The organism is Rhizobium sp. 16-488-2b (assembly GCF_017741815.1).
Lineage (GTDB): Bacteria > Pseudomonadota > Alphaproteobacteria > Rhizobiales > Rhizobiaceae > Rhizobium.
In genome coordinates this window covers 1-22,229 of record NZ_JAGHMF010000011.1, presented here as the reverse complement: position 1 = coordinate 22,229, position 22,229 = coordinate 1, and the positions used below count along the sequence as shown (strand labels likewise).

Genomic DNA, 22,229 nt, shown 5'->3' with positions numbered 1-22,229 from the left:
GTGGGCTACAGGCGGCGGTTCACCATTCTCGGCTGCTCGTCGTCACCAGGCGTTCCGCGCATCACCGGCGACTGGGGCGCCTGCAATCCCGACAACCCGAAGAACCGGCGCACCCGCGCCTCCTTCATGATCCAGCAATATGACGCCAACGGCGGCGTCACCACTGTCGTCATCGATACCGGACCGGATTTTCGCGAGCAGATGATCGCGGCCAAGGTCGGGCATATCGACGCCGTGATGTACACGCATCCGCACGCCGATCATATCCACGGCCTGGATGATCTGCGCGGCTACTATTTCGGCGCGCAGCAGCGCGTGCCGATCTATGCCGACGAAGCGACGATGGACCGCATCCGCCAGGGCTTCGGCTATTGCCTGGAAACGCCACCCGGCAGCAACTATCCGCCGATCGTCGAGGCAAGGGTGATCCGCGATCTCGACAAGCCGGTCCATATTACAGGCGCGGGCGGCGCGATCTCATTGCGTCCACACGTGCAGCAGCACGGCGACATCACCTCGCTCGGCTTCCGCATCGGCGACGTCGCTTATTGCAGTGACATCAGCGACTTCCCGCCGGAAACAGTGCCGAAGCTGCAAGGCCTCGATGTCCTGATCATCGATGCGCTCCAATACCGCTACCACCCCAGCCATCTGTCGCTGGAGCAATCTCTGGAATGGATCGGCCGCCTGCAGCCGAAGCGCGCGATCCTCACCCACATGCACACGCCGCTAGACTACGACACCGTCATGGCCGAGACGCCCGATCACGTCGTCCCGGCCTACGACCAGATGAGCTTCGAGATCGAGCTGGAAAGCCTGGAGCGCGGAGCCTAAGCCCACGCGCTCTAACGCGCGCTACATCACCGCGCGCCGCCGACCTTCTGCTGGGCTCCCGCCTCGACATAGCTGCGCCAGCCGCCATAGCCGGTGATATCGGCCGCGCCGGAGATCGCCGCCGCCTCGACCAGAAACCCTTTCACTTCGGTTCCATCCGATAGCGAAATGCTGCCGATTCCGAGCGGCGAGGGGATGGCGGCCACGAAGCGGCCGAAGGCATCCGGCGTCAACCGCCACACTTCCACATCGATTTCCCCTCCCGCGCCCGCTTCGACGCGGATTAGCCCCGGCTTGGCGGGCACCTGACCGGCCAGCGCATAAAGGCGGTAAGTATCCGTCGTCCGCGCCTCGCGCACGAAGCTTGCGTTGAGTTCGCGAAGCTGACCGTTGAGCGGCATGCCCGATAGATGCGCCCCGACCACGACGATATCGATCCCGGGTGCGATCTCCGCATCCTGCTGTTCGGCACTCGGCAACGACCAACCGGTCGCACCCAGTGTCAGGCCGGAGGCGCGATGGATGTCGCGGGCAAGCGACGCCGTCAGCCCATCCCGGCCGAAGGGTGCGAGGAGGGTGACACTCGCCGGCAGCCCGTCGGAACGTTTGCCGGTGGGAACGGCGATGCCGCACATGTCGAGCAGGTTGACGAAGTTGGTATAGGTACCCAACCGAGAATTTTCGCGGATCGGCTCGGCGGCGAGATCGGCAAGCGTATAGTGGCTTGGAGCCGCCGGCACGCAGAAGAGATCGACGGAGGCGATGACGGGTGCGAGCTTCCGCTTCATCGCCTGCAGCGCATAGAACCCGTTGAAGGCATCCGCCGCCGTCAGCGTCTTGGCCGCGCCGTAGATCTTGCGGGTGACCGGATGGAAGCTTGCTTCACGCGTATCGAAGAAATCCTTCACCGCTGCATAGCGCTCGGCAACCCAGGCGCCCTCGTAAAGCAGGTTGGCGACATCGTAGAAATCGCCGAACGGTACTTCGACGATCCGATGACCAAGGCCTCGAAGCATGTCGAGCGCATCCTCATAGGCTGCCGCCATGACGGTATCGCCGAAGAAGCGCAGATCCGCCTTCGCGGGCACGCCGATCGAAAGCGTCGGCGGCAAGGGCCCATAGCCCGTCGCCGGCACCGCGCGCGAATAGGCATCCTCGCCATCCTCCCGGGCGGCGACGCTGAAGACGCGCCAGGCGTCATCGACGGAAAGCGCGAAGATCGACACGCAGTCGAGTGTTCGGCAGGCGGGAATGACGCCTGTGGTCGACAGCGCACCGACGCTCGGCTTCAGCCCGACGATATTGTTGAGCCCGGCCGGAATGCGGCCGGAGCCGGCGGTATCGGTCCCGAGTGCGAAGCTGACGATCCCCTGCGCCGTCGCCACCGCCGAACCGGAACTCGATCCACCCGGCACCAGCGTCGGATCGATCGCATTGCGCGGGATCGGATAGGGCGAGCGGACGCCGACAAGGCCGGTCGCGAACTGGTCAAGATTGGTCTTGCCGATCACAAGCGCTCCGGCTTCCCTCAAGAGCCGCACGACGGTCGCGTCCTCAGTCGCGCCATAGGCATAATCGGGGCAGGCGGCCGTTGTCGGCATGCCGGCCACGTCAATATTGTCCTTCACGGCGAAGGGAATGCCCCAAAGCGGCTTTGCCACTGGATCAAACGTACCAAGCGCGGCTGCTTCTGCCAGCAGCGACTGGCGGTCGGCGAGATGAAGGAAGATGCCGGGATCGTCGACCGCGGCGATCCGCGCGAAAACCTGATCGATGATTTCGGCCACCGTGCCGCCGGCGGCGTAGAACGCATGCAGCGAAGCGATGTCGAACGCAGGTCGGTTGCTCATGCCGCTTCCTCCTCGAGAATATTCACCGGTCGGTCCCACTGTATCAGCACCACGCAGCCCGTGTCGCTCCAGACCGAATGCTCGGTCCCGATAGCATTGACCACATAGCTCCCTACGCCATAGTCGCCGGCCTCGTCCGACTGGACGCCATCTAGCACCAGGATCGTCTCCAGCCCCTCGTGCCGGTGTCGCGGCACGGACGCGCCGGCCTCGTATTTCAACAGCGCCACGCCCGGCTGGTCGCCCTCGAAGGGCTTGATCCAGTGGATGGTCACGCCATCGCGAAACGGTCCGAAGGCCAAGTCCTTCCACCCACCCGATGTCAGCAGTTCGCGCGTTGTCTCAGGCATGGCTGATCGTCTCCAATATGTCATCGATATCGGCCGTCCACCCGACGATCGCCCCTTGGGCGCGGATCATCGCGATGGCGGCTTCCTTGAATTCCGGAAAATAGCTTTCCGTCGCCTGCTCGCAGAGCAGGCATTCGTAGCCCCGGTCGTTGGCCTCGCGCATCGTCGTCTGCACACAGACCTCGGTCGTCACGCCGGCAAACACCAGCTGCGTGATGCCTTTTTCCTGCAGCACATCACCGAGTTCGGTCGCATAGAAAGCCCCTTTGCCCGGCTTCTCGATGACGACTTCGCCTTCGATGGGTGCCAGTTCCGGCAAAATCGCCGTACCCGGCTCGCCCGCAACGAGGACCCGCCCCATCGGCCCCTCATCGCCGATCCTGAGGCTCGGCTTGCCCCGATTGCGCTTGGCGACGGGCAGGTCCGAGAGGTCGGGCCGATGGCATTCCATCGTGTGAATGACGGGCAACCCGGCATCGCGAAAGCCCTGGATCAGCCGCTTGACGTCAGGCACGATCCTGGTGATGCGACCGACATCGTTGCCGAGGCTGGCGCCGAAGCCGCCGGGTTCGGCGAAATCGCGCTGCATGTCGATGACGACAAGCGCGATCTCCTGTCTTTTGAAGGGAAAGGCAAACGGTTGCGCCTTGATCTCAGCCATCAGTGATGCCCCGCCATATGCGCGCCGATCACGGAGATATCGGCAGCCAGCGCCGGCGTCTCGTAGACGAGCTTGCCCTCGGAGATCACCATGATCCGGTCGGACATCTCCAGCAGTTCGTCCAGATCCTCCGACAGCAGCAGCACCGCCGCACCTGAATTCCGCGCCCGCATGATCCGCGCCCGGATCTCCGCCACCGCCGAGAAATCAAGCCCGAAGCAGGGGTTGGATACGATTAGCAGGGCGACCTCGCCGGTGAGTTCCCGCGCCAGCACCGCCCGCTGCACATTGCCGCCGGAGAGTGCCGCGATCGGCGAGGACGACGAGGCGGTCTTTACCTTGAAATCGGCGATCAGGTCGGTGGCGCGTTTGCGCATCTTGCCCTTGCTGAGCCAGATCGCATCCTTGCCGTCGGCCTTAAGGTCGAAGGTGCGGAAGGCGAGGTTTTCGCTGACGGTCATCTTCGGCGCGCAGGCGTTCTGCAGCGGTTCCTCGGGAATGAAGCGCACATTGTTGCGCCGCGTCTCCGGCCGCGTCGCGCCATAGGCGTCGCCGTTGACCTCAACCGTGCCCGCATCGGTCGGCCGTTGGCCGGCAAGGATTTCTGTCAGCTCCTTCTGGCCATTGCCCGAAATGCCGGCGATGCCGACGATTTCGCCGGATCGCACCGTCAGGCTGTCGATTTCGATCGTCTTCAGCCCGGACCGATCCGGCGCCTTCACCTTCTCGACCTTGAGAACCGGCTTGGCCGCCGATGAGACCGGCACGCGCGTGTCGAGTTCGGCTAGCTTTACATCGCCGATCATCATCGCCGCCATGTCTGATGTGGAGAGCTCGCCGACCTTGCCTGATCCCACCAGCTTGCCGCGCCGGAGAATGGAGACGGCATCCGCGAACTTGGTGACCTCATGGAACTTGTGCGAGATCATCAGCACGGTCAGCTCGCCGCGCTCCGTCATCCCGCGCACCAGCCCGAGCATCTCGTCGGCCTCGGCCGGCGTCAGCACGGAGGTCGGCTCGTCGAGCACCAGGAAGGAGCGACCAAGATAGAGCTGCTTGACGATCTCCAGCTTCTGCTTTTCGCCGGCGGCCAGTTCGCTCACTGGCCTGTCGAGCGGGATCTTGAAGGGCATGCGCTCCATGAAGGCGGCAAGGTCCTTGCGCTCCCTGGCCCAGTTGATGATCGCGGGCACTGCGGCGCGGCTGATGACGAGGTTCTCGGCGCCCGTCAACGACGGCACCAGCGTGAAATGCTGGTAGACCATGCCGAGCCCATAGGTCGCCGCATCCTTGGGCGAGGCCACCGCCACCTCGCGGCCATCGACCGACAGCGAGCCCGAGGTCTGGTGGTAGAAACCCATGATGCATTTCACCAGCGTCGACTTGCCGGCGCCGTTTTCGCCGAGCAGCGCGTGAAAACTGCCCGCCGGGATATCAACCGAGACATGGTCGAGCGCCGTGAAGCTGCCGAAGCGCATGGTCATGTCGAGTGTCTGGATGCCGACGGCCTTGCCGGCCTGCGGAAGAGGCGTGTCGCGGACTATGCTCACTTCAGGTCTCCTTTTCGACGATGATTGCCACGGGACCGCCGCCCGGCGGCCCCTGATGCTCGGCGCCACCCGAGACGTAGAGATCGGTCATCCCGAACACGCCTGACAGCACGCCGCCGACGAAAGCGCGGGCATGGCGCGTACCGGATATGTCGGAATCGCCGAGCATGGTGTGCCGATTGCCGCGCACCTGGCCGCTCGGGTCTGGCTCCGCCTTCGCCAGCACCGCCGCCAGCTTGCCCTCAGGCAGCCGTGCATAAGCTGCCTTGACCGCCTGCACATCGATCGCGTCCTGCATCACGGCATGGTCGATCTGGAAAGGGCCGAACCATCTGGAGCTCATGCCGAGCACGACGATCTCGTGATCCAAAAGCTCGACGCCAGCCGACGCCGAAGCGCAGCGCGAATAAAGCTCGTGGCGCGTGCCGATATCGCCATCGGTGATCTCGTCCGCGTCGAGCTCGCCGAGCGCCACGGCAACCCCGAGCGCCGACGCGCCGCGCGAAAGCCCCATGGATTTCAGCGTGTCGCGCGTGGCGACGGTCTTGCCGGATGCCTCCACCTTGGCGATCCGCTGCGTCGTCAGCAGCGGGCACTTGATCTGCACGAAATGCACGTCCGCCATATCCTCGATCCCGGCGTCCCGGATCGCGGCCTTTACGGCATCGGCCACCATCAGCACCTGTGCGCGGCACCCGAGATCATGCGAGGGCAAGGCAGGCGTGCGCGCCGCCCCGATCGCCAGCGCCCGCGTCGCCGGCGCTTCGGTCTCCTCGCGGGCAAACACCGTCCAGTGCGGCGACAGCGCCCCTTCGGTGCCGCCGGACATGACGATCGACACGCCCTCGACACCGTGGCGGCGAAACAGCGCCTCGAAGCTCGATGTCGCATAGCCGCGGGTGAAGTCGTTGACGCAGCCGTTGCCCTCGGTCTTGCCGAGGATGGCGACCACGCTCTCCGGCTTCAAGCCGGCAGCAAACAGCGCCTCGACGCCGGAGACATCATCCGGCCCATCGGCCGGCACGCGAAAGACCTGGGCACGCATTGATGACATCAGACGAGCGCCTCGATCAGGGCCTTGGAATTGGAGACCGAGCCGAACACACCGCCCTGCATCTTCACCATGTGAATGGCGGCGAGGTGGTTGTTATAGTCGGTGGCGCCGCAGCAATCCTCCAGCAACAGGCATTCGAAACCGCGATCATTGGCCTCGCGCATGGTGGTGGAGACGCAGACGTCGGTGGTGATCCCGGTGAGGATGATGTTCTCGATGCGCTTCTGGTTCAGGATCAGTTCCAGATCCGTGGCGCAGAACGAGCCCTTGCCCGGCTTGTCGATGATCACTTCGCCTTCGAGGGGATAGAGCTCGGGAATGATGTCCCAGCCCGGCTCGCCACGCACGAGGATGCGGCCGCAAGGCCCGGCGTCGCCGATGCCAGCGCCGATCCGCTGCGAGCGCCAGCGCTTGTTGGCCGGCAGGTCGGCGAGGTCAGGCCGGTGACCTTCGCGGGTGTGGATGATGTGGTAGCCCTTGGCGCGCATCGCCGTCAGCACCGCCTTGATCGGCTCGATCGGCGCCTGCACCAGAGCCAGATCGTAGCCCATGTGATCGACATAGCCGCCCTTGCCACAAAAGTCGGTCTGCATGTCGATGATGATGAGCGCCGTGTTGTCGGGCCTCAACGCGCCGTTATAGGGCCAGGGGTAGGGATCGGCCTTGACGTAGTGCTCTTTTGCCTCGGTCATCATGTCCATCGTCCGTCTCCTCTATTCGCCCGCAAGCTTGAATGTTTCGCCATAGCGCCTCGCCGGCTTGTCGAAGCCGCAGGAGGTGCCGTCGGTGATCTTGATGTCCGCTTCCCAGGGCAGCTTGTAATGGCCCGCGATCAGGTCGTGCATGTAGCTGTAGGGCGCGTCGCCCGCGCCGCCCGCGACAGCGACATAACCGCGATGGCCGAACTGGTAGATGTTGTTCTCCACGCCCCAGCCGAGCCGCGCCTCGCGCACCAGGTCGGGCCTGACTTCGGCGGTGATGATCTCGTTGACGCGGCCCGATGTGCCGTGGGCGATGATCGAGCCGTCGAAATTGCAGATCATGCCTTCGCCCATGCTGTCGAAGGTGCCGTCCGAACCGCACATGCACACGCTTGCCGTGACCATGAGGTTGCAGAAGGCGTTGGACTGGTTGGTGAACTTCCAGCTGTCGCGGATCGGCGCGGTATAGCCCGCGGTGCGGATCATGATCTCGGCGCCCTTGTAGGCGCATTCCCGCGCCATCTCGGGAAACATGCCGTCATGGCAGATGATAAGCGCCAGCTTGGCGCCTTTGGGGCCATCGATGACGGGAATGCCGAGATTGCCCGGCTCCCACGGCTCGACCGGCACCCAGGGATGCATCTTGCGATAATAGAGCTTCAACTCGCCCGTATCGTCGATGACGATGCCGGAATTATAGGGCATGCCGCCGGGATTGAATTCCATGATCGAGAAGCAGCCCCAGATCCGGTTGTCCAGGCACGCCTTCTTGAACGCCGCGACCTCAGGCCCATCCAGCCGGCACATGATCTCGGGGTTGATATCCATCGACAGCCCGTGCAGCGCATATTCGGGGAACACGACGAGATCCATGCCCGGCTGGTTGCGCCGCGCCTTGGCCACGAGATCGACGATCACCTGCGTTTGCCGCGCCAGATCCTCCTTGGTGACGGTTACCGGAAGCTGGAGCTGCACGAGGCCGATGCCGACGCCGTGTTCGGATTTGTTGAGGCCGCCGAGACCGTTCATGGCTAAATCCCTATTTCAAAACAGAATTACTGGGTGAGTGACTTACTTCGTGAGTGACAGGGCCCCCGGCGCACCCGCAAGCGAGCGGGTGGGCGAGGAGGTGGCGATCAGGATGGCCAGCGTCAGCACGTAGGGTGCCGCGTAAAACAGGTAGTAGCCTTGCGTGACGCCGACCGATTGCAGGGCAGGGCCGAGCGCGCCGGCTCCGCCGAAGAGAAGGGCGGCGAGGAAGCAGCCGATCGGGTTCCAGCGCGCGAAGATCACGAGCGCCACCGCCATCAGGCCCTGGCCGGATGAGATGCCCTCGTTCCAGGAGCCCGGATAGTAGAGCGAGAGATAGGCCCCGCCGACGGCGGCCAGCGATCCGCCGGCGGCTGTGGCCAGCAAGCGGACACGATCCGGATCGATACCCATGGCCCGCGCCGCATCCGTGCTGTCGCCGACGACGCGCAGGATCAGCCCGACGCGGGTATTCTTGAACGCCCACCACAGCGCCACCGCAAGCAGCGCGCCGATGACGAAGAGCACATTGATGTTCAAGGCAGCCTGCACCTGCGGCAGGCTCGACCAGCCGCCGAGCGGGATAGAGGGCAGATGCGGTGCCACCGGCTTGATGAAGGGCTTGCCGAGGAAGAAGGCCATCCCCAGGCCGAACTGCATCATGGCGATGCCGATCGCGATGTCGTTGACCTTCGGCCACTTGCAGATCCAGCCGTGCACGAGGCCGAAGACGGCGCCCGTTCCCATCGCCGCGAGCACGCCGAGCCAGGCCGAACCGCTCATGACGGCAACCGCGTAGGCCGTCATCGCGCCGAATACCAGCGTCCCCTCAAGCCCGAGATTGATGCGCCCGGATCGTTCGGTGATCGTCTCGCCGAGGCTGACGAAGATGAAGGGCGTGGAGACGCGGATGGCGCCGGCGAGGATCGCCAGAGGTACACCCCATATGCCGATACCGGTCTCGTCCATCACGGGTTCCTCTTCCAAAGGTCAGGGTTGAAGATCTTGAAACGGCCGTAGAAGGTCTCGAACAGCAGGATGACGACGAAGAGCGTTCCCTGAAGCACCAGCACGGTCGCATCCGGCAGGCCCATTCGCCGCTGGATCAACCCGCCCGAGGCATCGATGCCGCCGAGAAGGATGGCGACGGGAATGATCGCCAGCGGATTGTGTCGCGCCAGGAAGGCGACGAGGATGCCGGTATAGCCGTAGCCGGCCGCGATCGAAGCATTGGCGCTACCCTGGACGGCGGCGACCTCGATCATGCCCGCAAGCCCGGCGAAGCTGCCCGCAATCGCCGTGAAGCCGACGATCAGGCGTCCCACCGGCAATCCCTGGATCTGCGCGGCGCGCACATTGCCGCCGGCGATGCGGGCGGCGAAGCCGTAGCTCGTCACCTCGATCAGGATCCAGGAGACAATGCAGGCAACGACACCGATCACCAGACCCCAGTGCACATCCATGCCCGGTATCTTGCCCATCATGTATTCCGCCGGCAGCGGCGCGGTGGAGGGTTTGTTGAGGCTGGCTGGATCGCGCAGCGGCCCCTCGACGAACTGGTTCATCAGCGCGATCGCGATATAGGCGAGCAGCAGCGAAGAGATCGTCTCGTTCACCCCGCGATAGTGCCGCAGGAAGCCCGCGAAACCGATCCACAGGCCGCCGACCACCATGGCCGCCGCCGCCATCAGAAGCAGGACCAGCAAGGCGGGCAGGGTGCCGATAAAGGGAAGGGCGATTGCTGCGGCCGCCACCCCGCCAAGCACCACCGCTCCCTCGCCGCCGATGATGGTCAGCCCAAGCCTTGCCGGCAGCGCCACGCAGAGCGCCGTCAAAAGCAGCGGCGCGGAACGGCTGAGGCTGTTCTGCACCGAAAACCAGCTGCCGAAGCCGCCGGCATACATGAGCTGGAAAAGCACGGCCGGCGATTTGCCGACCGCCATGATGAAGAGCGAGAAAAGCGCCAGACCGACCAGGATCGCGCCGAGGCTGATGATGACGGGTTCTGCCCGCCGTGCCAGCCATTCCAGCAACGGCCCCAGGAAGGACCGCGCCGGCGTATCGGAGATAGCAGGCGATAGGGATGGAGTGTTCGCCTCGATTGTCATGACGCTTCTCCCTCTGGCTTAAGCCGTGGATCCGACGACGCCCTCGACCAGATAATCCATGCTCTCGAGCTCGATCGCGTCCTCGGCGAGCGCCTTGTCGGCGGCGACGATCACGTTGCCCTTGTTGTCCTTCATCGGTCCCTTGAAGACCGAGAATTTGCCGCTCATGATCTCGGCATGGACGGCCTCGAACTTGGTGCGGGCTTCAGTCGAAACGGCCGGCCCGAGCGGGCTCATCTTGACGAAGCCATCCTTCAGGCCGCCGCGCACGAAATTGCCGAGCTTCTCGCCGGCCTGTGCTTTCTTGACGAAGTCGGTGTAGACGTTGCCCCAGGCCCATTCGGCACCAGTGAGGTACTTCTCGGGCGCCAGCGGGCTCTGGTTGGCGTGGTAGCCGCAGACGAAGGCGCCGCGACCGGCCGCGGTCTCGACCACCACCTTCGGGCTGTCGACATGGCAGGTGATGACGTCGGCGCCCTGGTCGACCAGCGCGTTGGTGGCTTCCGCTTCCTTGACGGCCAGCGACCATTCGCCGGTGAAGATCACCTGGCAGGTGATGGCGGGATCGACGGAGCGCGCGCCGAGCAGGAAGGAATTGATGTTCTGCAGCACCTGCGGGATCGGCTTGGCGGCGACGAAGCCGATCTTCTTGCTCTTCGAGGCGTAACCGGCAGCGATCCCGTTCAGATACTGGCCCTGGCCGATATAGCCGAAATAGGAGCCGGTATTCATCGGGTTCTTGCCCTCCTGCCAGAGGCCGCCGCAATGGCGGAACTGGATGTCCGGATATTTCGCGGCCATGGCCAGCATGTGGGGGTCGAAATAGCCGAACGAGGTCGGGAAGAGCAGGGTCGCGCCATCGAGATTGATCATCGATTCCATCGTCTTCTGGACATCGACGGTTTCAGGAACATTTTCCTCTTCGACGACGGTGACGCCTTCGAGCGCCTTGACGGCCGCGGCACCCTCGGCGTGGGCCTGGTTATAGCCATAGTCGTCCTTCGGGCCGACATAGATGAAGCCGACGGTGAGCGCGGTCTGCGCCATCGCGCGACCCGCCATCAGGCCCGGTGTCATCGCCAGCGCACCGGCGGCGGAAGCCTGGAGGAAATGGCGGCGATTCATGGAAAGGAGCTTGGTCATTGCGATTCTCCCTGCGGCAAGGCCGCGTCAAACAAATGGTTGCGGGAAAAAGTGCATGCAATGACCGTGCCAGTTTCTAAGGTATTGTTATCGCGTGCATTTCAAAAGAGGGGAGGCGGCAGCGCGTAAACTGTATGCAGATTGCAATCTGGATATGATTAAAAATGCATCCATGTCTGAAAAATCGCCGCATGCACCTGATAACAAAGGAAAAATGCTGCACGCAGACATTAATATAAATTCATAAGTCACTGCAAATATATAATTATTTGACTTTCTTTGTTTTGCCGTTCATCTGTATGCAATGTGAAAAGCAGAGTTCTGAAGTGAAGCAGATCAGGCGCAGACAGGTCATACGCACGGGCACCACCGTCGAGCAGATGGTGCGCGCCATCGCGGACATGATCGTCACGGGCGTCATGCATCCCGGCGAGCGGCTGGATGAACTCTCGCTTGCTGTCCGTTTCGACGTATCCAGAACGCCGGTGCGCGAAGCCTTGCGGGAATTGGGCGCCATGGGCCTCGTCGATCGCGAGCCCAACCGCAGCGCCGTGGTCGCTAATGTCACGGAAGCCTATCTGCACTCCATGTTCGAGGCGATGTCGGAGCTCGAAGCCATCTGCGCGCGGCTGGCCGCGGAGCGCATGACTGTCGATGAGCGCCATGCGCTCGAGCTCGAACACCGCGCGTCGGCGAGGCTTGTCCACGCCAATGCCCAGGAAGACTACGCCGCGCACAACACGGAGTTCCACACCCGGCTCTATCGCGGCGCCCATAACGACCACATCTACGAAATGGTGACGCAGACCCGCGCACGCCTGGCGCCGTTCCGCCGTGCGCAATTCCGGCTCCCAGGGCGCCTCGCCAAGTCTTATGACGAGCACGACGTCATCGTCACAGCGATCATGCGCGGCGACGCCGCTGCAGCCAGCCAGGCCGCCTTTTCGCATGTTGCCATCGTCAGTGATGCCAGTATTGTGTTCGCATCCGATAAGGCGGAGTGATCTTCCTGTCCGATATCAGAAATGAACCATAAGCAATTGTGAAATATAGGTTTTCATGAAGAACGCGATCAATCCCCCATCTGTTCGCAAGCCCTTCGGCAACTACAATCACGGCCTCCTCGTGCCGCCAGGCGCCTCGCTGCTTGTCACATCAGGGCAGCTCGGTATCGCCCTTGACGACAGCATTCCGGAAGGCGTCACCGCCCAGGCGGAACTCTGCTTCAAGGCAATCGGCGCGATCCTGGAGGAGGCCGGCATGACCTACGCGGACGTGATCCGCATCTCCGGCTTCGTGACCCGCCGCGAGGACTTCCCGGCCTATATGGCGGTGCGAGACCGCTATACGCTCGACCCCAAGCCCGTCTCCACGCTGCTCGTCGTCGGCGGCTTTACGCGCGCGGAGTTTCTAGTCGAGGTCGAGGTGACGGCGACGAAGGTGGTCACGCTATAAGCCTAAGCCGCCGAGTAAATAATATATTATCAAAGACTTGAGAAAGAGTTCTCATAAGATAAGTGAGAACGAACGGGCAGGCGGGAATACCCGAGACGGTCTAAAACCGCCCCATCGCCGTCTCGACCTTCCCCATAAACGCTGCCCTCGTTTCTTCCGTGCAGTTGTTCATGTCGTAATGGGCGAGAAAGGCCACCGGGCGCACCGGATTGATCTGCGCCCTCAGCACCCGCTTGACGATCTTCTTCGGCGGATTGCCGGCGACGAAGGCGCGGAACGGGGTGGCTCCATAGGTCAGCACCGCGCCGAGCTTGCGGATGTGCCTGAGACGGGATTCCACCTTCCCGTCCACCAGTTCGAAAGACACGCCCGGCAGCCAGACGCGGTCGAAGTAACCCTTCAGGATTGCCGGAAAGCCGAAGTTCCAGATGGGTGTGACGATGACCAACCCCTCCGCCCGCTTCAGTCGCTCGACATGCTCCTTCACCAGCTCCGTATTCTCGGGATAGTCGTGGTAGACCAGCCGGTCATGCCGCGACAGAACGGGATCGAATTCCTCAGCATAGAGGTCGCAGGCATCGACCTCGTGCCCTGCCGCCTTCAGGCTCTCCAGCGTCTTTAGATAGAGCGCCTTGCCGTAGCTCGATTCCACCGGATGCGAGTGAAGGACGAGTACCCTCATGCGCTCTCCATCACCGAAGCGAGGCCCGGGAAGAGATAGTTCTCGCCGGCCGAGAAATCGAAGTTGGGGTTCTCCCAGGCGATCATCTTGCCGGGGTTGAGCAGCCCCTTCGGATCGGTCTCGTGCTTGAAGGCGAGCTGCACCTTGTCAGTCTGCTTCATGCCGCCTTCCTCGAGCGTATAGCGGTGCGGATTGAAGATCGGGCAGCCGTGGTCCTGGTGGATCTTGATGATCTCCTCCAGCCGCTCCTCGGTCGTGTAGCGCACCAGCGGCAGGCCCGAGCATTGGATCTGCCCGTCGAACTTGATGAACTCAAGATGGCCGGGCACCTCGTCGCCGAAGATTTCGACCATCTTGGCGACCTTCGCCACATGGTCGGGGCCGGGATACTGGACCTGAAGATAGGTGTACTCGGGATCGACCTTGAGCGCGCGCAGCGTCGTGTGGTTCCAGGCGAGCTCATAGGCATGCGGAATGCCCTTCATGCTCTCCACCTTGTCGGAGCGGAAGATGATCTCGCCCTTCTGCGAGACCGTGAACGCTGCGAAGGCATCGATCGAATGCGGCGCCACCATCACCACCACGACAGACTGCCCTTCGCGGATATAGGGCTTGTGGCGGGTGAAGTAGCTGTAGGGGATGGGAGCGGCGATCGGGGCGATCTCCTTGGTCAGGATGCCGTTGCACTTCGCCAGCGCATCGGCGTAGCGCACGCCGTCCATGAACTGGTCGTATCCGACGAGCACGTCGACCCAATCGTAAGCGGGCGCCAGCGGCATCTCTATCTCGGTGATGATGCCGTTGGTGCCATAGGCGTGGCTGACCTTCTGCAGGTCCCAGCCCGTCAGCTCCAGCACGCGCGGCTCGGCCTCCATGGTCACCACCCGCAGCCGGATGATGTTGCCGATATCACGCAGGCCGCCCCAGGTGATCGATCCGACACCACCGGAGCCGCCGGCAATGAAGCCGCCGATCGTCGCCGTCTGTGCCGTCGATGGATGGAAGCGCAGCTCCTGGCCGGAATGCGCCTTGGTCTGCTTGTCGAGCTGGGCGATGATGATACCCGGCTCGCAGATCACGCGACCGGGATGGATTTCCTTGATCTGGGCCATGGCCGCCAGATTGAGAACGATACCGCCCGAGAGCGGCATGGCCTGGCCGTAATTGCCGGTGCCGGCACCGCGCGGGGTGACCGGAACCCCGTGCGCAAACGCCACCTTCAGCGTCTGGATGACCTCGGCTTCGTTCTTCGGCGTGACCACCAGATCGGCGGTGACGCCATCGAGCTGCGCCTTCAGCACGGGCGAGTACCAATAGAAGTCCCGGCTCTTCTGGCGCACCAGCGCCGGATTGTCCTCGATGGCGATGCCTTCGAGTTCCTGTTTGATCTTCTGGTAATCCGGCATGTCAGGCTCCAACGACGCTATCGAGTTCACGGTAATCCGGCAGGCTGCGGTCGATGACCTTGCCGCGACGTAGCACCACGCGGTCGGCCTGCGGACGGGATAGAAATTCGCTCCAGCGCCGGGCGCTGAAAAGCACGAGATCGGCCGGCAGCCCGACGGCGATACGGCCCATATCAGGGCGCCCTGCGATATCGGCGGCCGATGTCGTCACGATACGCGCGGCGCTGTCGAGCGGATGGTCGAGCTGCAGGATGCGCACCGCCTCGCGGAACACTTCGACCGGATCGAGATCGCCATAGGCATAGAAGGGATCACGCGTGTTGTCGGAGGCGACGGCTGTCAGCACCCCGGCGGCATCGAGCTCCTTGAACAGCGTCACCCCACGCCAGCGCGGCGTCCGATCAGGATAACGGTCCTGAAGGTACATGTTGCACATCGGCAGGGAAATGATTGAAATTCCTGCGCTTTGCACGAGATCGATTGTCCGCTTGGCGAGCTCGTCGTCCTGTCTTGCCAGCGAGCAGCAATGGCCGGCCGTCACCTTGCCGGTAAAGCCGTTGCGCAAAACCGCCTCGGCGATCGCCTTCAGCGTCTCGGCGCCGGGATCGTCGGTTTCGTCGACATGCAGATCGACGTCGAGCCCATTGTCTGCGGCGGCCTTCAGCAGCGTATCGAGCTGCGAGGTGAGATCCGCGCTCATCTTCGTCACGCCGCCGAGCAGGCAGCCGGTGTCGCGAACGATTTGGACGAGTTCGGCGAAGTAGGCCTCGTTGACCATGTCGTCCATCGGAAACAGCGCCGCCGCCTGCAGCGCTATCTTGTCCTTCCAGGCGTCGCGCACCTCGGCAAACACCTCGAACGAGATGCGATGCTGCGGCGCTGGCGAATCCAGGTGCGTGCGGATCAGGCTGGTGCCGTGCGCGTATGCCGATCGTAGCGAGAACTCCATGCGCTTGCGCACATCGGCTGCATTCCAGTGCGTGGCGCGGTCGATACCGACCGATGTCAGCGCGCCCATGAAGGTGCCATCCGGATTGCTGTTGCGCCCCCAGATATGGCCCTTGTCGAGATGCGTGTGCACATCGGCGAAACACGGCCAGATCATGCCGTCGCGCATGTCGGATTTCGCAAGCTCCTGCGGCGCCGAGCCGGGCGGAAGGATCGCGGCGATCAGCCCGTCCTCAATCACGAGATCGGCCTTCACCAGCCCCTCGGCCGCGACAGCCTCGTAGCCCGCGACGGCGATATCGGGCAACGTGGCGTGGCTGAGCACGAAGCGTGCGGAATTGGGCGGCGACATGAAGGAAGAGGTCATCAGTTTTCCCGCTTCAGGCTGCTCTCATGCCAGCGATGCAGGCTGAGCCAGGAGATGAATGAGGTGATCGCGAAGATCGCCACGCCGAGCAGCGACAGCATCAACAAGGCGGCGAAGAGGCGAGGGATGTTCATGCGGTACTGCGCTTCGAGCAGGCGGAAGGCCAGACCCGATCCGGCGCCCGCCGAGCCCGCCGCGAACTCCGCGACGACGGCGGCGATCAGCGCCAGCCCGCCGCCGATCCGGAGCCCCGTCATGAAATAGGGCTGGGCGGCCGGCAGCTTCAGATAGAGCAGAGTCTGCCAGCGGGAAGCGCCGTAGAGCTCGAAAAGGTTAATCAGGTTATGATCGACGCTTTTGAGGCCCTGCACCATGTTCGACAGGATCGGGAAGAAGGCGACGAGAAAGGCGCAGATCAAGAGCGCCACCTGCGTCGATGGCGCATAGATCAGGATCAGCGGCGAGATCGCCACCACAGGCGTCACCTGCAGGATGACCGCCAGCGGATAAAAGGCGATCTCGATCCAGCGCGACTGCACGAGAAAGACGGCAAAGCCGACGCCGCCGATCAGCGCCAGGATCAGAGACATGAAGGTGATCTTGGTGGTGACCCAAAGGGCAGGGGCGAGCGTCCCCCAATCGCTGACGAAGGCACTGGCCACCGCCGCCGGACCCGGCAGGATATAGGGCGGCACGCCCGACAGCTTGACGTAGAGCCACCAGATCACGACCAGTGCCGCAACCGTCAGCACCGGAACGAGGATCCGCAGCGCCAGATCGCGGCGCCGCGCATTGATCGGCTTGGCAACCTCGATGGCGGGTGTCTCGGCGATATCGGCCATCAGTGATCCTCCTTCGCGGCATTGATCGCGCCGATCAGCGAGTGCGAAACGGTTTCGCAAGCCTGGCGGTATTCCTCGGAGGTGCGGTAATGCGCGTCGCGCTCAAGACTGGTGACGAGCGGCAGATCGGCATGCACCCGCCCCGGCCGCGCCTTCATGACGACGATGCGGTTGGAAAGGTAGGCGGATTCGAACACCGAATGCGTGACGAAGATCACCGTGATGCCGGTCTCCTTCCAGAGGCGCAGCACGTCGTCGTTGAGCTTCTGCCGGGTGATTTCGTCGAGCGCCGCGAAGGGTTCGTCCATCAACAGCAGCTTCGGCTTCGTCACCAGCGCGCGTGCGATCGACACGCGCATTTTCATGCCGCCCGAGAGCTCACGCGGATAGGCCTCGGCGAAATCCTGCAGCCCGACGGTCGCAAGCACCGCCATGATTTCCGCGCGCGACGCAGCTTTCGACACACCGCGCAGCTTCAACGGAAGGTGCACATTATCGAACACGTTCTTCCAGGGCATCAGCGTCGGCTCCTGGAACACGAAGCTGATATCGCCCTCCGGCAGGCCGCGCGAATTGATGCGTGAACTCGGCCAGTCGATCGTCCCGGACGACACGTCGCCGAGCCCGGCCATGATCCGCAGCGCCGTCGACTTCCCGCAGCCGGATGGACCGAGCAGGCTGATGAACTCGCCGCTCTCGACCGTCAGCGTCATGCCCGAGAGCGCGACCGTGCCGCTGGAAAAGATCTTGGAGACCTGCTTCATCGCAACGAGCGGCCGCCTGCGGGCTTCGGCTGGTGTCGCTGACGGGGTGGGCTGCGATGAAGTCATGAGGTCCGTTCGTTTCCTGGGTATGCCATGGGCCTCCTCTCCACACAGGAGAGGAGGAAGCCCGACTTACTTCTTCAGCGCCATGCCCACGCCCTTGCAGACGTATTTGGTCGTGAACGCCTTTGTGTAATCCGTGTCTGCCTTCAGCACCTTGATGCCGACCATCTCGTCGAAGAACTTTTTGTAGTGCGCGTCGGTCATGCAGCCGATGCCCTTGTCCAGCGCCTCGCCGGACTCGACGATCCCGTATTCCTTCATCTTGGCGATGGAATAGGCGATCTGACCGTCGGTCATCTCGGGATTGTCTTTCTTGATCAGTTCGTTGGCCTTGGCATTGTCGCCATAGAGATAATTGTACCAGCCCTCGATCGAGGCGTCGACGAAGCGCTGCACGACATCAGACTTGCCGTCGATCATCGCCTGCGTCGTGGTGATCGCCGTGGAGTAGGGGCTGTAGCCGTTGTCGGCGAGCAGGAAGACCTTCGGCTCCCAGCCGGTCTGCTTCTGGATTTCGTAGGGTTCGGATGTCAGGTAGCCCTGCTGCGCCGAGGACTTGTCGGCGATGAACGGGCCAGGGTTGAAATTGTAGGGCTTGTACTGCTCGTCCTTGAAGCCGGAATAGTTGGCCTTCATCCACTCGAAGAAGGTCAGATAGCCATCTTTGCCGAGAAACAGCGTGTTGAGCTTGGCGAGATCCTCGAACTTCTCGACGCCGGCGTCGGGATGCGCGATCAACACCTGCGGGTCCTTCTGGAATATCGCCGCGACATCGACCAGCGGAATACCCTGCTCGACGGCCGTCAGCTCGCCCTGCGAACTGCCCATGTAGAAGTCGATCTTGCCCGAGATCAGAAGCGCCGAGTTTGCCGCATTCGGCCCGCCCTGAACGATCGTCACGTCGAGGCCATGCTTGGCGTAAGTGCCGTCCGCGACCGCCTGGTAGAAGCCGCCATGTTCCGCCTGCGCCAGCCAGTTGGTCCCGTAGCTCACCTTGTCGAGCGCGTAGGAAGGAGCGGCCGCGCAAAGCGCCGTTCCGAGACCGAGCAGCGTCGTAAAAGCCATCGTCTTCAATGCATTGGACATGTCAGCCATTCCCCTTTGAGGCCAAGGAGCGTCTTCGACAGCGCTCCATTTCTTTCATTTGAGCGATTGCTTTGCTGTTTGAAAAGCATCAAAATTCGTGCGCAACGATGCCTTTTTGGCATCTCACAACGCGCCTGTTTCTAATTTGTGCGCGGCGCTTAAAATAGATGCACCGAGGGTCGAATGCTGCACTCCAGAAAGCTTCAATACATCGACGAGATTGCCCGCTCCGGCTCGATCCGCAAGGCCGCGGCCCGCCTCAACGTCGCATCCTCGGCCATCAACCGGCAGATCCTGGCGCTCGAGGAGGAAATCGGAGCGCCGCTTTTCGAACGCCTGCCGCGCGGACTGAGACTGACGGCCGCAGGCGAGCTGTGCATCGAGCATATCCGCGAGGTACTGAAAAATTACGATCGCCTGGAAGGTCGCATCCGCAGCCTGAAGATGCAACAGGCCGGCAAGGTGCGGCTGGTTACGACGGTGGGTCTCGCATCCGGCCCGCTTGCCGAAATCATCACCCAGTTCCAGACCGAGCATCCGCGCGTCTATTTCCAGATCAGGAACGACGCCGGCACGACGACGGTCAATCCGGTGCTTTCAGGCGAGGTCGACATCGGCCTCGGCTTCAACATTCCGGCCACACCCGGCATTCGCTCACTCGGAAGCTTCGACATCCCGATCGGCATCGTCCTGCCGCCAGGCCACCGGCTGATCGGCGACGGGCCGATCAATCTCGGCGACGTCGTTCAGGAGCGCCTGCTGCTGGCGCAGCAGGGCACCAGTCTGCGCGATGTCATCAATCTCGCGCTGGCGCGGCTCGATGTGTCCGTCGAACCGGTGCTGGAAAGCAACGCCTCGGAAATGCTGAAGAAACTGGTGAAATGCGGGGCAGGGCTGACCATGCTGAACCCGCTCGACGTGGTGACCGAATGCCGTGCCGGCGAGCTCGTGTTCCGCCCGATCGCCGAGCCGCATGCCCGCCATCAGCCGATGAAGCTCTTCGCCCGCGCCCGCGCGCCGCTGGATGCCGCGACCAGCCTGTTCGTCGAATACCTGCTGGCCGAGCTTGCCGGCCTCGTTCACGAGTTGCAGGACAAGGGCCATATCGCGCCCGACAGATCAGCGGGCGCGTGACGACATATCCAGCCGGACCGCGGCCTATTTGCTGTAGAGATTGGCGAGCGGGTAACGCTTGAGGTCCCCGAGCATCTCGACGAAGCCCTTGACCTGATGCCGGCAGATCGCCTCGCCCTTTTCGGCGGTGCCGCGCGAGGCATCGCCGACCACGCCGTTCGGATTGAGGTCGTGGGCGATCCAGGCGAGCGAATGCGGCGGCAGCGGCTGGATGAATTTCGACTGTTCGCGCATCCATTCCGCCTTCGAGGTGAAATTCTCGGCCTTCTCCATGCGCACCAGATCCGGCCGGAAATGCAGCATCAGCGATGTCTCGACCTCGCCGCCGTGAATGCCGTAGCGCGTCTCATGCTCGCTGATCATCCCATCAGGTTGGCCGAAGCGGCCCCACTGCGTGGAGACCACGGCCATCTGGTAGCGCACCCGGAGTTCGCGCGCGACGATGCTCATGATATCGACATTGCCGCCATGCGAATTGACGATCACCATCTTGCGCAGGCCGGCCTCCGCTACCTTCGCGCCGATCGCGGTCCAGACGGGGATGAGCAGTTCCGCGCTGAGAGACAGCGTGCCCGGGCCATAGACGTGCTCGTTGGCCTTGCCGATTTCTTGCGTCGGCAGCACCAATATGTCGAGATCGTCGGGCCGCTGGCGGCGCAGTTCCTGCAGCATCCCGTTGGCGATAGCGACATCGGTGGCAACAGGCAAATGCGGCCCATGCTGCTCGGTGGACGCGATCGGCAGGATCGCGATCGTGGTGTCGGCGGACAGCCCGGCGAAATCGTAGGTGTTGAGCTCGTTCCAGTAAAATGGGGTTGCCATCGCCGTGTCCTCTTCGATCTGATGGGACATTGACTAGGCCTTAAGCCGGCATGCGAAAAGCATCAATTTGCGTTCGTGCCGATGCCTTTTTGCGAGAGATCTGCACGACCGGGACGGAGGAGGGCGCGCCACAGCGCAGATGCCGGGCAGGGCGCCCCGCCCGCTTCTACCGCTCGGGACGCGGCATGCGCAGTACATACCAGCCGAAATGCCGCTGGATGGTCGGCGTCACCAGAAACACGATCAGCGACACCATGACGGGCGTGATGACGAGCGTGCGGTGCCACGTCTCCCAGCTGCTGGTGAGCGGCATCAGAATATAGAGAAGCGCCGTAATCAGCGGATAGACGGCGATGATCAGCAGGAAGGACAGGCGAAATCGGCACGGCTTCGGCAGCCGGTGCGGCGGCGTCTTGCCCTCATCGCCCGAAGACGGAGTGGTATCATTGTTGTCGGCGCTCATGGTTTTCCCCTCTTATAAGAACGCATCGTTTCGATGAGACCATAACGAAACGATACGTTTCATTCAAGTCTGCGTTGTGCTACGAAAGCCAGGGATAACGGAGGAGTTTCATGACAGCCGACCGACGCACCTCGATTGGCGCGCAGCGCAATCCGGCAAGCCAGGAGGCTATTCTGAAAGCCGCCGCCGACATTCTGCGCGAGACAGGATTGAGCGGCTTTTCCATCGAGGCCGTCGCCAGGCGCGCGCACGCCGGAAAACCGACGATCTATCGCTGGTGGTCGTCGCGCGCGGCACTTCTGCTCGACGTCTACCATGATCAGAAGCACGTCGAGCCCGTTCCTGATACCGGCACGATCGAAAGCGACCTGTTCGCCTTCGTCACCGCGCTCTTCGATTACTGGCGCGACAGCGAGGCAGGCTCGATCTTCCGCTTCGTTATCGCCGAGGCCCAAAGCGACGCCACGACATCAGCAGCGCTCAGAACCTACATGGCAGAACGCATCGACCAGACCGCCGAACTCGTGCGCCGTGCGGCGCGCCGAGGTGAGATCGACGCCGACGTCGATCCGCAACTCACCATCGAACTCCTGGCCGGCTTCGCCTGGAGCCGCTTGCTGACCGGCCGGCTGGACGTCGATCCTGGGCAGCTTCACAAACTCATTGGCCAGATGATCAGGGGATTGCGCAGCGGCGGTGATCGAGGTGGGGAGCGATGAAGTGAAGCAGCGGGCGGCTTGCGGAGCATTTCGAGCCAGTAGTTTTACGCATCAGTGCACATCTAACTGTTCCATAATCTATCTTATGCGATAACTGTGTGTAGCGGCTATTTAGTAATGCGACAGTTGGGCCAGTTAGAGATGCGACAGTCTCGCCTCTCGACGCACTGGTCAAAGCCAACGTTGGGAGCAAGGATG

The 22,229-nt window shown here is 62.8% G+C and carries 23 protein-coding genes; 5 read left to right on the top strand and 18 right to left on the bottom strand.

Annotated features, from left to right (window positions below; translation table 11 throughout):
• Nucleotides 1-834: an MBL fold metallo-hydrolase gene (locus J5286_RS11695; RefSeq protein ID WP_209190474.1), complete on the top strand. Its 834-nt coding sequence runs from the start codon at nucleotides 1-3 to the stop codon at nucleotides 832-834.
• 26 nt (nucleotides 835-860) lie between these two features.
• Here the strand turns inward: J5286_RS11695 and atzF are convergent, their stop codons facing one another.
• From atzF to J5286_RS11645, 10 genes are read right to left on the bottom strand one after another with little or no spacing between them, the layout of a single operon-like run.
• The gene (gene atzF, locus J5286_RS11690) at nucleotides 861-2,684 is read right to left on the bottom strand and encodes an allophanate hydrolase (RefSeq protein WP_209190473.1); all 1,824 of its coding nucleotides are present in this window, start codon (nucleotides 2,682-2,684) and stop codon (nucleotides 861-863) included.
• Nucleotides 2,681-3,034, bottom strand: a complete 354-nt coding sequence (locus J5286_RS11685) for a cupin domain-containing protein (RefSeq protein WP_209190472.1) — start codon at nucleotides 3,032-3,034, stop codon at nucleotides 2,681-2,683. Before J5286_RS11685 ends, atzF begins: the two co-directional genes overlap by 4 nt.
• Nucleotides 3,027-3,695, bottom strand: coding sequence for a cysteine hydrolase family protein (locus tag J5286_RS11680; RefSeq protein WP_209190471.1), 669 nt, complete (start codon nucleotides 3,693-3,695; stop codon nucleotides 3,027-3,029). The genes J5286_RS11685 and J5286_RS11680 overlap by 8 nt, the downstream gene beginning before the upstream one ends.
• Nucleotides 3,695-5,245, bottom strand: a complete 1,551-nt coding sequence (locus J5286_RS11675; RefSeq protein ID WP_209190470.1) for an ABC transporter ATP-binding protein — start codon at nucleotides 5,243-5,245, stop codon at nucleotides 3,695-3,697. Before J5286_RS11675 ends, J5286_RS11680 begins: the two co-directional genes overlap by 1 nt.
• A gap of 1 nt (nucleotide 5,246) precedes the next feature.
• Entirely contained in the window at nucleotides 5,247-6,299 is a 1,053-nt protein-coding gene (gene atzD, locus J5286_RS11670; protein WP_209190469.1) for a cyanuric acid amidohydrolase, read from the bottom strand.
• The gene (gene biuH / locus J5286_RS11665; RefSeq protein WP_112534222.1) at nucleotides 6,299-7,000 is read right to left on the bottom strand and encodes a biuret amidohydrolase; all 702 of its coding nucleotides are present in this window, start codon (nucleotides 6,998-7,000) and stop codon (nucleotides 6,299-6,301) included. The genes atzD and biuH overlap by 1 nt, the downstream gene beginning before the upstream one ends.
• A gap of 12 nt (nucleotides 7,001-7,012) precedes the next feature.
• Entirely contained in the window at nucleotides 7,013-8,029 is a 1,017-nt protein-coding gene (locus tag J5286_RS11660) for a formamidase (protein WP_209190468.1), read from the bottom strand.
• Between the two features lie 42 nt (nucleotides 8,030-8,071).
• Complete coding sequence (locus tag J5286_RS11655; protein ID WP_037178229.1) at nucleotides 8,072-8,998, bottom strand: ABC transporter permease; 927 nt, start codon at nucleotides 8,996-8,998, stop codon at nucleotides 8,072-8,074.
• Nucleotides 8,998-10,137, bottom strand: a complete 1,140-nt coding sequence (locus tag J5286_RS11650) for an ABC transporter permease (RefSeq protein WP_209190467.1) — start codon at nucleotides 10,135-10,137, stop codon at nucleotides 8,998-9,000. Before J5286_RS11650 ends, J5286_RS11655 begins: the two co-directional genes overlap by 1 nt.
• 18 nt (nucleotides 10,138-10,155) lie before the next feature.
• Nucleotides 10,156-11,280 (bottom strand): BMP family ABC transporter substrate-binding protein, encoded by a 1,125-nt coding sequence (locus tag J5286_RS11645; protein ID WP_209190466.1) that lies wholly within the window; start codon nucleotides 11,278-11,280, stop codon nucleotides 10,156-10,158.
• Nucleotides 11,281-11,606: 326 nt separating this feature from the next.
• On the opposite strand from J5286_RS11645, the gene J5286_RS11640 reads away from it, so the two are divergent.
• Both J5286_RS11640 and J5286_RS11635 read left to right on the top strand, forming a co-directional pair.
• Nucleotides 11,607-12,284, top strand: a complete 678-nt coding sequence (locus J5286_RS11640) for a GntR family transcriptional regulator (protein WP_209190465.1) — start codon at nucleotides 11,607-11,609, stop codon at nucleotides 12,282-12,284.
• Nucleotides 12,285-12,339: 55 nt separating this feature from the next.
• Entirely contained in the window at nucleotides 12,340-12,735 is a 396-nt protein-coding gene (locus tag J5286_RS11635; RefSeq protein WP_209190464.1) for a RidA family protein, read from the top strand.
• A 100-nt stretch (nucleotides 12,736-12,835) separates the two neighbouring features.
• Here the strand turns inward: J5286_RS11635 and J5286_RS11630 are convergent, their stop codons facing one another.
• The 6 genes from J5286_RS11630 to J5286_RS11605 all read right to left on the bottom strand — a co-directional run bounded on the left by J5286_RS11630 (nucleotide 12,836) and on the right by J5286_RS11605 (nucleotide 18,893).
• A complete protein-coding gene (locus J5286_RS11630; protein WP_209190463.1) occupies nucleotides 12,836-13,417 on the bottom strand; it encodes an NAD(P)H-dependent oxidoreductase in 582 nt (193 codons plus the stop codon).
• A complete protein-coding gene (locus tag J5286_RS11625; RefSeq protein ID WP_209190462.1) occupies nucleotides 13,414-14,823 on the bottom strand; it encodes an FAD-binding oxidoreductase in 1,410 nt (469 codons plus the stop codon). Before J5286_RS11625 ends, J5286_RS11630 begins: the two co-directional genes overlap by 4 nt.
• 1 nt (nucleotide 14,824) lies before the next feature.
• Entirely contained in the window at nucleotides 14,825-16,138 is a 1,314-nt protein-coding gene (locus J5286_RS11620; RefSeq protein WP_209190461.1) for a cytosine deaminase, read from the bottom strand.
• On the bottom strand, nucleotides 16,138-16,980 hold the full coding sequence (locus J5286_RS11615) for an ABC transporter permease (RefSeq protein ID WP_111561515.1): 843 nt from the start codon (nucleotides 16,978-16,980) through the stop codon (nucleotides 16,138-16,140). Before J5286_RS11615 ends, J5286_RS11620 begins: the two co-directional genes overlap by 1 nt.
• The gene (locus J5286_RS11610) at nucleotides 16,980-17,810 is read right to left on the bottom strand and encodes an ABC transporter ATP-binding protein (protein WP_209190460.1); all 831 of its coding nucleotides are present in this window, start codon (nucleotides 17,808-17,810) and stop codon (nucleotides 16,980-16,982) included. The genes J5286_RS11615 and J5286_RS11610 overlap by 1 nt, the downstream gene beginning before the upstream one ends.
• 66 nt (nucleotides 17,811-17,876) lie before the next feature.
• Nucleotides 17,877-18,893 carry an ABC transporter substrate-binding protein gene (locus J5286_RS11605; protein ID WP_047510616.1) on the bottom strand — a complete coding sequence of 339 codons (1,017 nt, stop codon included), beginning with the start codon at nucleotides 18,891-18,893 and terminating at the stop codon, nucleotides 17,877-17,879.
• 183 nt (nucleotides 18,894-19,076) lie between these two features.
• Between J5286_RS11605 and J5286_RS11600 the strand changes: the two genes are divergently transcribed.
• Nucleotides 19,077-20,027, top strand: coding sequence for a LysR family transcriptional regulator (locus tag J5286_RS11600; RefSeq protein WP_209190459.1), 951 nt, complete (start codon nucleotides 19,077-19,079; stop codon nucleotides 20,025-20,027).
• 24 nt (nucleotides 20,028-20,051) lie between these two features.
• Here the strand turns inward: J5286_RS11600 and J5286_RS11595 are convergent, their stop codons facing one another.
• Complete coding sequence (locus tag J5286_RS11595) at nucleotides 20,052-20,849, bottom strand: creatininase family protein (RefSeq protein WP_209190458.1); 798 nt, start codon at nucleotides 20,847-20,849, stop codon at nucleotides 20,052-20,054.
• Nucleotides 20,850-21,015: 166 nt separating this feature from the next.
• On the bottom strand, nucleotides 21,016-21,312 hold the full coding sequence (locus J5286_RS11590; protein WP_209190457.1) for a putative antibiotic biosynthesis monooxygenase: 297 nt from the start codon (nucleotides 21,310-21,312) through the stop codon (nucleotides 21,016-21,018).
• A 110-nt stretch (nucleotides 21,313-21,422) separates the two neighbouring features.
• Here J5286_RS11590 and J5286_RS11585 point away from each other — a divergent pair, with 110 nt between their 5' ends.
• On the top strand, nucleotides 21,423-22,031 hold the full coding sequence (locus J5286_RS11585; RefSeq protein ID WP_209190456.1) for a TetR/AcrR family transcriptional regulator: 609 nt from the start codon (nucleotides 21,423-21,425) through the stop codon (nucleotides 22,029-22,031).
• Nucleotides 22,032-22,229 lie beyond the last annotated feature (198 nt).

Bases quoted from the DNA above. Each gene is read 5' to 3' on its own strand.
- J5286_RS11655 (WP_037178229.1), bottom strand. From the start codon at position 8,998: ATGGACGAGACCGGTATCGGCATATGGGGTGTACCTCTGGCGATCCTC.
- atzF (WP_209190473.1), bottom strand. From the start codon at position 2,684: ATGAGCAACCGACCTGCGTTCGACATCGCTTCGCTGCATGCGTTCTAC.
- J5286_RS11660 (WP_209190468.1), bottom strand. From the start codon at position 8,029: ATGAACGGTCTCGGCGGCCTCAACAAATCCGAACACGGCGTCGGCATC.
- J5286_RS11620 (WP_209190461.1), bottom strand. From the start codon at position 16,138: ATGACCTCTTCCTTCATGTCGCCGCCCAATTCCGCACGCTTCGTGCTC.
- J5286_RS11595 (WP_209190458.1), bottom strand. From the start codon at position 20,849: ATGGCAACCCCATTTTACTGGAACGAGCTCAACACCTACGATTTCGCC.
- J5286_RS11635 (WP_209190464.1), top strand. From the start codon at position 12,340: ATGAAGAACGCGATCAATCCCCCATCTGTTCGCAAGCCCTTCGGCAAC.
- J5286_RS11605 (WP_047510616.1), bottom strand. From the start codon at position 18,893: ATGTCCAATGCATTGAAGACGATGGCTTTTACGACGCTGCTCGGTCTC.
- J5286_RS11630 (WP_209190463.1), bottom strand. From the start codon at position 13,417: ATGAGGGTACTCGTCCTTCACTCGCATCCGGTGGAATCGAGCTACGGC.
- J5286_RS11680 (WP_209190471.1), bottom strand. From the start codon at position 3,695: ATGGCTGAGATCAAGGCGCAACCGTTTGCCTTTCCCTTCAAAAGACAG.
- atzD (WP_209190469.1), bottom strand. From the start codon at position 6,299: ATGTCATCAATGCGTGCCCAGGTCTTTCGCGTGCCGGCCGATGGGCCG.
- J5286_RS11615 (WP_111561515.1), bottom strand. From the start codon at position 16,980: ATGGCCGATATCGCCGAGACACCCGCCATCGAGGTTGCCAAGCCGATC.
- J5286_RS11590 (WP_209190457.1), bottom strand. From the start codon at position 21,312: ATGAGCGCCGACAACAATGATACCACTCCGTCTTCGGGCGATGAGGGC.
- J5286_RS11650 (WP_209190467.1), bottom strand. From the start codon at position 10,137: ATGACAATCGAGGCGAACACTCCATCCCTATCGCCTGCTATCTCCGAT.
- J5286_RS11645 (WP_209190466.1), bottom strand. From the start codon at position 11,280: ATGACCAAGCTCCTTTCCATGAATCGCCGCCATTTCCTCCAGGCTTCC.
- J5286_RS11610 (WP_209190460.1), bottom strand. From the start codon at position 17,810: ATGACTTCATCGCAGCCCACCCCGTCAGCGACACCAGCCGAAGCCCGC.
- J5286_RS11625 (WP_209190462.1), bottom strand. From the start codon at position 14,823: ATGCCGGATTACCAGAAGATCAAACAGGAACTCGAAGGCATCGCCATC.
- J5286_RS11585 (WP_209190456.1), top strand. From the start codon at position 21,423: ATGACAGCCGACCGACGCACCTCGATTGGCGCGCAGCGCAATCCGGCA.
- J5286_RS11685 (WP_209190472.1), bottom strand. From the start codon at position 3,034: ATGCCTGAGACAACGCGCGAACTGCTGACATCGGGTGGGTGGAAGGAC.
- biuH (WP_112534222.1), bottom strand. From the start codon at position 7,000: ATGGACATGATGACCGAGGCAAAAGAGCACTACGTCAAGGCCGATCCC.
- J5286_RS11600 (WP_209190459.1), top strand. From the start codon at position 19,077: ATGCTGCACTCCAGAAAGCTTCAATACATCGACGAGATTGCCCGCTCC.